The organism is Amycolatopsis sp. SID8362, from assembly GCF_010550475.1.
Lineage (GTDB): Bacteria > Actinomycetota > Actinomycetes > Mycobacteriales > Pseudonocardiaceae > Amycolatopsis > Amycolatopsis eburnea.
Map to the genome: position 1 here is coordinate 1 of NZ_JAAGNB010001062.1, position 10,342 is coordinate 10,342.

At 71.5% G+C, this 10,342-nt stretch carries 11 protein-coding genes; 8 read left to right on the top strand and 3 right to left on the bottom strand.

The features are described 5' to 3' along the window. The 6 genes from G3I65_RS33365 to G3I65_RS33390 form a co-directional block, all read left to right on the top strand. Positions 1-401 (top strand): PH domain-containing protein (locus G3I65_RS33365; RefSeq protein ID WP_160699631.1); only part of this gene is annotated, 401 nt, incomplete at its 5' end. Positions 402-475: 74 nt separating this feature from the next. Beyond that, positions 476-1,171, top strand: coding sequence for a family 16 glycoside hydrolase (locus G3I65_RS33370; protein ID WP_160699632.1), 696 nt, complete (start codon positions 476-478; stop codon positions 1,169-1,171). Positions 1,172-1,280: 109 nt separating this feature from the next. Beyond that, entirely contained in the window at positions 1,281-2,066 is a 786-nt protein-coding gene (locus G3I65_RS33375) for an IclR family transcriptional regulator (protein ID WP_160699639.1), read from the top strand. 31 nt (positions 2,067-2,097) lie between these two features. Beyond that, positions 2,098-2,601 (top strand): GNAT family N-acetyltransferase, encoded by a 504-nt coding sequence (locus G3I65_RS33380; protein WP_309235863.1) that lies wholly within the window; start codon positions 2,098-2,100, stop codon positions 2,599-2,601. Positions 2,602-2,734: 133 nt separating this feature from the next. Then, positions 2,735-2,932: a hypothetical protein gene (locus G3I65_RS33385; protein WP_072476601.1), complete on the top strand. Its 198-nt coding sequence runs from the start codon at positions 2,735-2,737 to the stop codon at positions 2,930-2,932. Next, positions 2,911-3,348, top strand: a complete 438-nt coding sequence (locus G3I65_RS33390) for a VOC family protein (protein WP_166640901.1) — start codon at positions 2,911-2,913, stop codon at positions 3,346-3,348. Before G3I65_RS33385 ends, G3I65_RS33390 begins: the two co-directional genes overlap by 22 nt. A gap of 46 nt (positions 3,349-3,394) precedes the next feature. Here G3I65_RS33390 and G3I65_RS33395 read toward each other — a convergent pair whose 3' ends face one another. Beyond that, positions 3,395-4,663, bottom strand: coding sequence for an aspartate aminotransferase family protein (locus tag G3I65_RS33395; RefSeq protein ID WP_160699633.1), 1,269 nt, complete (start codon positions 4,661-4,663; stop codon positions 3,395-3,397). 93 nt (positions 4,664-4,756) lie between these two features. Further along, the gene (locus tag G3I65_RS33400) at positions 4,757-5,938 is read right to left on the bottom strand and encodes a CaiB/BaiF CoA-transferase family protein (protein ID WP_160699634.1); all 1,182 of its coding nucleotides are present in this window, start codon (positions 5,936-5,938) and stop codon (positions 4,757-4,759) included. A gap of 172 nt (positions 5,939-6,110) precedes the next feature. Between G3I65_RS33400 and G3I65_RS33405 the strand changes: the two genes are divergently transcribed. After that, the gene (locus G3I65_RS33405) at positions 6,111-8,063 is read left to right on the top strand and encodes an NPCBM/NEW2 domain-containing protein (RefSeq protein WP_160699635.1); all 1,953 of its coding nucleotides are present in this window, start codon (positions 6,111-6,113) and stop codon (positions 8,061-8,063) included. Positions 8,064-8,191: 128 nt separating this feature from the next. Continuing rightward, the gene (locus tag G3I65_RS33410) at positions 8,192-10,117 is read left to right on the top strand and encodes an NPCBM/NEW2 domain-containing protein (protein ID WP_160699636.1); all 1,926 of its coding nucleotides are present in this window, start codon (positions 8,192-8,194) and stop codon (positions 10,115-10,117) included. On the opposite strand, the gene G3I65_RS33415 is transcribed toward G3I65_RS33410, so the two are convergent. Next, positions 10,107-10,342: helix-turn-helix transcriptional regulator (locus tag G3I65_RS33415; protein ID WP_160699637.1), on the bottom strand; the 236-nt coding region annotated here is incomplete at its 5' end. The genes G3I65_RS33410 and G3I65_RS33415 overlap by 11 nt on opposite strands.

Here is a 10,342-nt window from a genome sequence, read left to right on the forward strand (position 1 = left end):
TGCTGCTCGCCGCGGCGCTGTACGGCCTCGCGTGGCTCGGCGCGCTGCCGGACTGGCCGTGGCAGGCCGCGCTCGTGCTGCTGCCGTTCGCCGCGCTCGTCGGGTGGGACCGCTACCGCGGCCTCGGGCACGCGCTCACCGGCCGCTACCTGGTGACGCGTTCGGGCTCGCTGGACCGCGGCACGGCGGCGGTCCGCCGCGACGGGATGACCGGGATCGTCGTCGAACGCTCGTACTTCCAGCGCCGCGCCGGGCTCGTCACGGTGATCGCGCCGGTCGCCGCGGGCAAGGGCAAGTACGTGGTGCTCGACGTCGGGGAGGCCGACGGGCTGGCGCTGGCCGACCAGGCCGTCCCGGGGCTGCTGACGCCGTTCCTCACCGGTGACCGGGACCGCGGTTGACGGCTCGCCGGCGCGGCTCGTAGCGTGAAATCCGCCGTCCGAACCCTCGATTCGCGCTACGAGAGGACGGCAGGATGTTCCGGAAACTCTTCGGTGTGCTGGCCGCGACGATCGTCGTGGCTTCGGTGGCCGCGCCGGTCGCGGCCGCCGCGGAAAACCCCTACGGCGACCCCGATCTGGTCTCGATGTTCGACGGCACGGACCTCGGCGCGTGGACTTCGTCCAAACCGGGCCTGTGGTCGGCGAAGAACGGCGTCATCCACGGGAATGGCACCGCGCGCGGCTGGTTGTACTACAACAAACAGCAGGTCGGCACGTTTCGGTGGATATTCAATGTCCGGCAGGTCAAGGGCAACCACAAACCGACGGTGCTGATCTGGGGAACCACCGATCCGGTCCGCGACGCGCTGAGCGCCATCCAGTTCCAGCCGCCCAACGGCGGTCACTGGGACTACCGGCCGGGCCACAACAACGGCGGCGGCCGGCTGTTCCAGCAGCTGCCCCACCCGGCCATCGACGTCAAGAAGTGGGCGCAGTGCGAACTGATCGGGGACCAGGCCACCGGCGTCGCGCGGATGGCCTGCTGTCCGCTCACCGGAACGGCCCTGACGTGCAAGGGGATCGAGGTCCTGCGGTTCACCGATCGGACCGCCGGCCGGGTCGGCCCGCTCGCGCTGCAGGTGCACAACTCCGGGATCCAGGACGAGTACCGCGGCCTCTACGTCGAGTCACCCGTGGTGACGAAACCGGGCGAGTTCATTACTCAGTGACTGCGGTTTCCCCGAACGGTGGGAATGCTGGCTTTCGTTTAACACAACGTGCTAATTTATTCACCCCGTGTGATAGCGAAGGTCGTTTTTGTCTCACCGAGAGGTCATGATGACGCCTGCCGTCAGTGCCGTCGACGGTCCCGCCACCTCCGCGCCGCGCCGCACCCCCGGTGCCAGCAGTTCCCGCAAGGTCCTGCAGCTGCTGCTCGCCTTTTCCGAAAGGCGCTGGGAGGCCAGCGTCGCCGAACTGGCCGCGACGATCGGCACCCCGGTCGCGACGACCTACCGCTACGTGGCGCTGCTCAAGGAGCTGCAGTTGCTCGAAGAAGGCCGCGCCGGGCACTACCACCTGACCAGCCAGGTGATGCCGCTGGCGCGGGCCGCGCAGCTGGCGAACGACCTCGTCCGGCTGGCGCGGCCGTCGATGGAGGAGGCCGCGCGGGAGCTGGGCGAAACGGTGATGCTGTTCCAGCAGTTCGGCGACGCCGCCGTGTGCGCGGACCGCGTCGAGTGCGACCGCGCCATGCGGTTCACGTTCGAGCCGGGGCATTCGATGCCGCTCGGGCTCGGGGCGTCCGGCAAGATGCTGCTCGCCCTGCTGCCGGAGATGGAACGCGACCGGCGGCTGCCGTCGATCGTCGAGCAGCGCGGTACCGCCGTTCGCGACGAGCTGAAGCACGCGCTGGAGAACCGGTATTCGGTCAGCTCGGGGGAAATCGACGAAGGCGTCTGGGCGTGTTCGGTCCCGGTGCACGCCTACGGACGGCGGCCGACGGTGCTCAGCCTGGCCGGGCCGGCCGCGCGGATCACCGAAGCGGCCCGGCAGAACGCGATCACCGCGCTCCAGGGGTACGCGACCCGGATCCAGCGGACGATCTCGTCTTATTCGCTGTGAGAATCCCGCGCGAGCCCGTAGGAATGGCGGGGTGATCCGGCTCGCGCGCCCCGACGACCTGCCCGCGTTGATCGACATCGAACGCGAGGCGGGCAGCCTCTTCCGCGACATCGGCATGACGGCGATCGCCGACGACGACCCCGGGTCGGTCGCGGAACTGGCGGTGTACCAGTCCGACGGCCGCGCGTGGGTGAGCGTCGACGAGGACGACCGGCCGGTCGCCTACCTCGTCGCGGAGGTCGTCGACGGGCACGCGCACATCGAGCAGGTCTCGGTCCGCCCCAGCCACGCCGGGCGCGGGCTGGGCCGCGCGCTGATCGAGGCGCTCGCCGAGTGGGCCCTCGCCCGCGGTCTCGCGGCGCTGACGCTCACGACGTTCGCCGCCGTCCCGTGGAACGCGCCGTACTACGAGCGGCTCCGGTTCCGGGTCCTCCCGGACGGTGAAATCGGCGCCGGACTGCGCGCGATCCGCGGCGCCGAGGCGGCGCGCGGCCTGGACGCCTGGCCGCGTGTCGCGATGATCCGACCGCTCTGACCTGGACTTTTGGCGATTTCTCCCCTACCCGGGGGATGCACTGGCGCGCATGGTCGAACATGTGTTCTACTGTGCGGGCCGGTCCCGGAGGGGGAAGCTCCGCGGGCCGGCCCACAGACTTCGGGAGGTTGTTGTGGCGGTCAAGATCACCCACCTGACGAACGGCCAGCAGGTCCGCTTCGCCAACGCCGACGGCGCCCGCCGGTACGCCGAAATCATGGGCGGCGGCGTGGACAAGTGGCGCTTCACGGTCGTCCCCGAGGACCCGGCGCTCCGGAAAATGTCGGACTCGGTCGTTAACGTGCCGGTATGGCGCATGACTTCCAGGTAGTGGTGGATTCGGCCGACCCGCACGTGCAGGCCGACTGGTGGGCCGAGACGCTCGGCTGGTCCGTGGAACCGACGGACGAAGGCTTCATCCGCGAGATGATCGCGAAGGGGTACGCGAAGGAGGAGGAAACCCGGACGTACCGGGGATCGCTGGTCTGGAAGAGCGGCGCGGCGATCCGGCACCCGGACTCGCCACCGGACGGGCCGCCGCGGCGGATCCTGTTCCAGGAGGTTCCGGAGGGGAAGACGGGGAAGAACCGGCTCCACATCGACGTCTGGGTGGGCGCGGACAACGTCGAGGCGACGCTGGAGAAGCTGACGGCCCGCGGGGCGACGTACCTGCACCGGGGGCGGCAGGGGCCGCACAGCTGGGTGACCGTGGCGGATCCGGAGGGGAACGAGTTCTGCGTTTCGTGAGGTGCGGAGCCGGCGGCGAACCCGGGGGTCGCCGCCGGCCGCGACCTCAGCGCTGGGCGGCCAAGCGGTCCAAGGCCTTCGGCAGCGCCGCCGCCAGCAGGTCCAGCTCCGGCTCGGCCGCGATCAACGGCGGCGACACCGCGACCCCGCGCCCGAGGTTCCGCACGATCACACCCTCGTCCCGGCAGGCGCGCTGCAGCTTCACCGGCGCGCCCGGGTCGGCGTCCATGACCTCCGCCGTCAGCTCGACGGCCGCCAGGAAGCCGAGACCCGCGCGGACTTCCGCCACCAGCGGGTGCCCGCTCACGCCCGAAACCGCGTCGGCCAACGGCTTCTCGAGTTCGCGCCCGCGCGGGATCAGGCCGTCGCGCTCGTAGATGTCGAGGGTCGCCAGCCCGGCCGCGCACGCCACCGGGTGGCCCGCGTACGTCGCGCCGTGGCGGAAGATCGGGGCTCCCGGCGCGCCGGTGAAGAACGGTTCCGCGACCCGAGGGGCCACGATCAGCGCGCCCAGCGGGATCGTGCCGCCGGTGATGCCCTTCGCCGTCGTGATCATGTCCGGCCGCACGGCCCAGCGGTCGATGCCGAACCACGTGCCGAGCCGGCCCCAGGCGGCGATCACGCAGTCCGCGACGAACAGCACGTCGTGGCGGCGGCAGATCGCCGCGACCTCTTCGATGTACCCATCCGGCGGCAGCAGCACGCCGCCCGCGCCGATCACCGGCTCGCAGAAGAACGCCGCCACGCGCGAGGCACCGACGCGCTCGATCTCCGCCTCCAGCGCCGCCGCGCTGTCGTACGGGACGTGCGAGAAGTCCGGCGGCTGCGGACCGAAGCCCGCCGCGTTGGCCGGGATGCCGCCGACCGCGGTGCCGAAGCCGTGCGTGCCGTGGTACCCCTGCGCCCGCCCGATCACGTGCACCTTCTCCGGCCGCCCGGTGTGCGCGAAGTACGCCCGCGCGAGCTTCACGGCCGTGTCGATGACGTCACCGCCACCCGAGCCGAAGAACACCTTCGACCCGGGCTCCGGCGCCAGCGCGGCGACGCGGTCGGCCAGCTCGATGGCCGGCTCGTTGGCGTTGTAGCCGAACAGGTTGTACGAGTCGAGCGTCCGCAGCTGCTTCGCGACGGCATCGGTGATTTCCGGGCGCCCGTGCCCGAAGTTCGCGTACCAGAGCGACGCGGTCGCGTCGAAGTACCGCCGCCCGGCGTCGTCCCAGACGTACGAGCCCTCGCCGCGCGTGATGACCATCCGGTCGCCGTCGACCGCGCCCATGTCGGCGAACGGGTGCCACAGGGCGTGCTGTGCTGACATCGGTCCTCCTCAGTCCTGCCCCCATCCCTACCAGGGCGAAGGGGCGAGCGCGAACACTCCATCGTGCACAGTTCGCGCCCCGGGACTGGCCGGTCAGTCCACGAACTCCGCGATCTCCTCCGCCGAGTACCCCAGCTCCGCCAGCACCTCCGCCGTGTGCTGCCCCAACGTCGGCGGCGCCGACGAAGCCCGCGCCGGGGTGTCGGACGCCTTCACCGGGAACCCCGTCCCCACGTACGTCCCCACCGTCGGGTGCGGCAGCCGCACCACCTGGTCGCGCGCCGCCGTCCACGGGTCCGCGTACACGTCGTCGATCTCGTTGATCGGCGCCGCCGGGATACCCGCCGCGTCGAAGGACTTCGACCACTCCGCCACCGTGCGCGTCAGCAGCACCGGCTCCAGCAGCGCGTTCAACTCATCCCGGTGCGCGGCCCGCGAAGCGTTCGAGGAAAACCGCGGGTCCGCGGCGATGTCCAGGTCCAGCACCCCGCAGAACGCGTGCCACAGCTTCTCGCTGCCGACCGCGATGATCAGCCAGCCGTCGGCCGCGTGGTAGGCCTGGTACGGGACGATGCTCGGGTGCGCCGAGCCCATGCGCTGCGGGCGGGGCGTGTCGTAGAAGTGCGCGCCCGCCGCGTAGACGTGCCACGCCAGCTGACTGTCCAAAAGGGACACGTCGAGGTACTGCCCGCGGCCGGTGGTGTGCCGCGCCTGCAGCGCCATCAGCACGGCGATGATCGCCCACGTCCCCGCGTTCAGGTCCGCCACCGGCAGCCCGACCTTCGCCGGCGCGCCGTCGGGCTCGCCGGTCAGGGACATCACGCCGCCGAGGGCCTGCGCGACCAGGTCGTAGCCCGCGCGGTCGCGGTACGGCCCGGTCTGCCCGAACCCGGTGATCGACACGTGGATCAGCCGCGGGTTCAGCTCGGCCAGCGACGAGTAGCCGATCCCCCACTTTTCCAGCGTGCCCGGCCGGAAGTTCTCGACGAGCACGTCGGCATCGGCGACGAGCCGGCGCAGCGCCTCGCGGCCGCGGTCGCTCTTGAGGTCGAGGACGATCCCGCGCTTGTTCCGGTTCGCCGCCAGGTAGTAGACGGCTTCGCCGCCGACGAACGGCGGGCCCCAGCCGCGGGTGTCGTCGCCGTGGCCCGGGGGCTCGACCTTGACCACGTCCGCGCCCATCTCGCCGAGGTACTGGGTGCAGTACGGGCCGGCCAGGATGCGGGACAGGTCGACGACCTTGATCCCGTCGAGCGGGCGGAATCCTTCGGGCATCAGCGGCTCCTCGTCGAGCTGGGCGGCCAGCCCCCTTTCTACCTCGCGCGCCCCGGGAAATGGATTACCTACTAACGGACGTAGACGACAGTCACTCCCGTCCTGTTGATTGCTGAGTGAGTTTGTGCAGAGTTGCGCACTCCTGGAGAGACTTATGCGTCGTCTTGTTGGAATGGCGGCCGCGATAGCCGCCTGCACCACGGTGGTCACGGTCGTCCCGGCCACCCCCGCCGCCGCCGAACCCCAGTACTTCGCCGCCCAGCGCGTCGGCGACCGCCCGCCGATGGGCTGGAACAGCTGGAACAAGTTCGGCTGCGAGATCGACGAGAACCTGATCCGCGGCGCCGCCGACGCGCTGGTGTCGACCGGCATGAAGGACGCGGGCTACCAGTACGTCAACATCGACGACTGCTGGGCCGAACAGAACCGCACGGCCGAGGGCAAGCTCGAACCCAACCACGAACGCTTTCCGCACGGCATCAAGGCGCTCGCCGACTACGTCCACGACAAGGGCCTCAAGCTCGGCATCTACACCAGCGCGGGCACGCTGACCTGCCAGAAGACCATGCCCGGCGCCCTCGACCACGAGGAGGCCGACGCGCAGTCGTTCGCCGACTGGGGCGTCGACTACCTCAAGTACGACAACTGCAACAACCAGGGCCGCCCGGCGATCGAGCGCTACACGAAGATGGGCGACGCGATCAAGAAGACCGGCCGCCCGATGGTCTACGCGCTCTGCGAGTGGGGCGAGAACGACCCGTGGACCTGGGGCCGCGACGCCGGCGCGCAACTGTGGCGCACCACCGGCGACATCAGCGACAACTGGGGCAGCCTGACCGGCATCCTCGACCAGCAGGTCGGCCTCGAGAAGTACAGCGGGCCCGGCGGCTGGAACGACCCGGACATGCTCGAAGTCGGCAACGGCGGCATGACCGACACCGAGTACCGCGCGCACTTCTCGTTGTGGGCGCTGCTGAACGCGCCCCTGCTGGCCGGCAACGACCTGCCCGCGATGACCCCGGCCACGAAGAAGATCCTGGAGAACAAGGAAGTCATCGCGCTGGACCAGGACTGGGCCGGCGTGCAGGGCCACAAGATCCGCGACGACGGCGACACCGAGGTCTGGGCGAAGCCGATGTCCGACGGCTCGGCCGCGGTCGTGCTGTTCAACCGCGGTTCCGCGAGCACGGCGATGACCACGACGGCGAAGGAGCTGAACCTCGCGGGGCACAGCTTCCGCGTCCGCGACCTCTGGACCGGCACCGAGACCGAGACCGCGGGCACCGTCCGGGCGGCCGTCGCGGCCCACGGCTCGGCCACCTTCCGCGTCTGGCCGGAGAAGAAGCCGTCCGCCGCGCCGCTGACGACGCTGGCCCTGCCGAACCCGGACTACGTGCCCGCCGACCGCCCGCTCACCACCACGCTGAAGGTCACCAACGACGGCAGCACGCCGATCACGCAGGTGCGCGCGAGCATCGCGGCCCCCGCGGGCTGGCAGCTTCGCGGTCCCGGCGCGTTCACCGTGCCGGTCGTGGCGCCCGGCAAGACGTGGCAGCAGGACGTCACGTTCGACCCGGTCGCGCCCGCGGGCGAGCGCGTCACGCTCACCGCGCGGGCGAGCTACCTTACACTGTACGGCCAGCGCAGTCTTACAGCCGAAGGCAGCTCACCGCTGGTCACCCGCCCGGCCGCGGGGACGACGGCGTTGTCGAAGGCCGCGTGGATGTCGTCGGACAACGGCTGGGGCCCGGTCGAGCGCGGGACCAGCAACGGCGAGAGCGCGGCGGGCGACGGGCACCGGATCACGATCGCCGGCGTGGGCTACGACGACGGGATCGGCGCGCACGCCCCGTCGAGCGTGCGCGTCTACGTCGGCGCGGCCTGCACGTCGGTCCGCGCGCTCGTCGGCCTGGACGACGAGAACTCCGGTGGCAGCGTGGCGTTCCGCGTCCTCGGTGACGGCAAGGAGCTCGCCGCCACCGGAGTCATGCACCCCGGCGACCAGGCGCAGCCGCTCGAAGTCCCGCTGGCCGGCGTGCAGGTGCTGGAGCTGGCCGTGACCGACGCCGGCGACGGCAACACCGACGACCACGCCGACTGGGCGGACGCCGCGATCACCTGCTGAGCAAGGGAAAATCACGCACCACCCGGCGTCCCCGGCCACCCGGCCGGGGACGGCACTTATCCCCTCTTGCCCGGTTCGTCCCCGATGCACCCTGGAGCTCTTGTCCGCACTCCTGGGGGAGGGAAACCGTGCGAAGACTCGGTGTCCTGCTGCTCACGCTCCTCGGTCTCGCCACCGCCGTCGCCGCACCCGCGGCGGCCGACGAGCCCGTGCTCGCCGCGAAGCCGCCGATGGGGATCTCGTGGTCCCGCGGCTGGAACCAATGCCCGCGCATCGACGACGCCAAGGTCCGCGCCGCCGTCGACATGCTGGTCAGCACCGGCCTGCGCGACGCGGGCTACACCTACGTCAACATCGCCGGGTGCTGGGCGCAGCCGACGCGCGGCGCCGACGGTGCGCTGCGCCCGGACACCGCGAAGTACCCGGACCTGCCGGGGCTGATCGCGTACGTGCACGCCAGCGGCCTGAAGTTCGGGCTGTATAGCGGCACCGGCGCGCAGACGTGCGGCGGCGCGATGCCCGGCTCGCGCGACCACGAGCAACAGGACGCGCAAACGTTCGCGGCCTGGGGTGTCGACTACCTCGCGTACGACACGTGCGGCGGCGAGAACGGCGTCGCCGCGGCCGCCAAGAAGATGAGCGACGCGCTCAAGGCCAGCGGGCGGCCGATCCTGCTCGCGATGATCGACACGATGTCGAACAACTACCACCAGTGGGAATGGGCACCCGGCGCGGGCGCGCACACCTGGCAGCTCGCGAGCGACCTCGCGGAGCCGCTCGCGAGCGTGATGCAGGCGGTGGACAAGCAGCCTTCACTCGCCGGGCTCAGCGGTCCCGGCGGCTGGAGCGATCCCGGCTACCTCAACTTCAGCTACCTCGACCCCGCCCCGCGGCGGACGCAGTTCTCGCTGTGGGCGCTGATGAACGCGCCGCTCATCCCCAACGAGTCGTTCCCGCTGGACACGATCGCCAACCGGGACGTGATCGCGGTCGACCAGGACTGGTCCGGCACGCCGGGGTACAAGGTCCGCGACCTGTCCGACGGCGAAGTCTGGCAGAAGCCGATGTCCGACGGCTCGGTCGCGGTGCTGCTGCTCAACCGCGGCTCGTACGCGCAGACGATCCCGTTCGACCTCGCCGAAGCCGGCATCGCGGCGGCGCCCGCCTACCGCGTCCGCGACCTCTGGGCCGGCACCGAACTGACCAGCACCGGCACGCTGCGCGCGTCCGTGCCCGCGCTGAGCAGCGTGTTCTACCGAGTGTGGCCGGGGCAGCCCGCAACGGCCGATCCGCTGGTGACGCTGGGCGTGCAGCTGCCGGAAGGGTTCCTGGCGGGGCAGCCGGTCGACGGCACGGTCACGCTGACCAACGACGGCGACACCCCGATCACCGACGCGCGGTACACGATCACCGTCCCTGCCGGGTGGCAGCTCGACGGGGACGCGCAGGTCGACGTCCCGCGCGTCTCGCCGGGCAGCACGGTCACGCGGGAGATCACGCTCCGGCCGACCGCGGCTCCGGCCGCGAAGCTGCTGGTCGGCGCGAGCGGCGGCTACACGAACGTGCTCGGGACGCGCACCGCGGCCGGTTCGGCCGAAACGCCCCTGGTGACCGCGCCACCGGCCGGCATGGCGACGTACCTGTCGACGCGGCCGTGGCTGTACTCGGAGAACGGCGGGTCCGGCCCGGTGGAACGCGGCAGCGTCGCCAACGGGCGCGCGATGTCGATCGGCGGCGTCGGCTACCAGCCGAACAGCGGCGTCGGCGTGCACGCGCCGTCGGTGATCCGGCTGCACCTCGGGGGCGCGTGCAAGTCGTTCTCGGTGCAGTACGGCATCGACGACGTCTCGAGCCCGCAGGCCACGGTGGCGTTCCGCGTCCTGGGCGACGGCCGCGAGCTGTTCGCGACCGGCATCGTCCGGCCGGGCGTGAAGCCGCAACGGCTGACGCTCCCGGTCACCGGGGTGCAGCAGCTGGCCATCGCGGTCGACGACGGCGGGGACGGCTCGGCCGGCGAGTACGCCGACTGGATCGCGCCGAACGTCACCTGCTGAGCGCGCCTTCCAGGAGGACGACGGCCTGCGCGGTCCGGCGGTACAGCACGTACCGCCCGTCCCGGACCTTGCTGACGAGCCCGGCACGGTGCAGCGCGCTCAGGTGGTAGGAGACGGTGGCCGGGCTGTACCCGGTCCGGGTGGCGAGCTCGGCGGTCGGCCGCGCGGTTTCGAGGTCGGCCAGCAGCGCCGCCCGGGCCGCGCCGACCACCGGCGCGAGCCGCC

Excerpts from the sequence above, each read along its gene's own strand:
- G3I65_RS33395 (WP_160699633.1), bottom strand. The coding sequence starts at position 4,663 with ATGTCAGCACAGCACGCCCTGTGGCACCCGTTCGCCGACATGGGCGCG.
- G3I65_RS33375 (WP_160699639.1), top strand. The coding sequence starts at position 1,281 with ATGACGCCTGCCGTCAGTGCCGTCGACGGTCCCGCCACCTCCGCGCCG.
- G3I65_RS33390 (WP_166640901.1), top strand. The coding sequence starts at position 2,911 with ATGGCGCATGACTTCCAGGTAGTGGTGGATTCGGCCGACCCGCACGTG.
- G3I65_RS33405 (WP_160699635.1), top strand. The coding sequence starts at position 6,111 with ATGGCGGCCGCGATAGCCGCCTGCACCACGGTGGTCACGGTCGTCCCG.
- G3I65_RS33400 (WP_160699634.1), bottom strand. The coding sequence starts at position 5,938 with ATGCCCGAAGGATTCCGCCCGCTCGACGGGATCAAGGTCGTCGACCTG.
- G3I65_RS33370 (WP_160699632.1), top strand. The coding sequence starts at position 476 with ATGTTCCGGAAACTCTTCGGTGTGCTGGCCGCGACGATCGTCGTGGCT.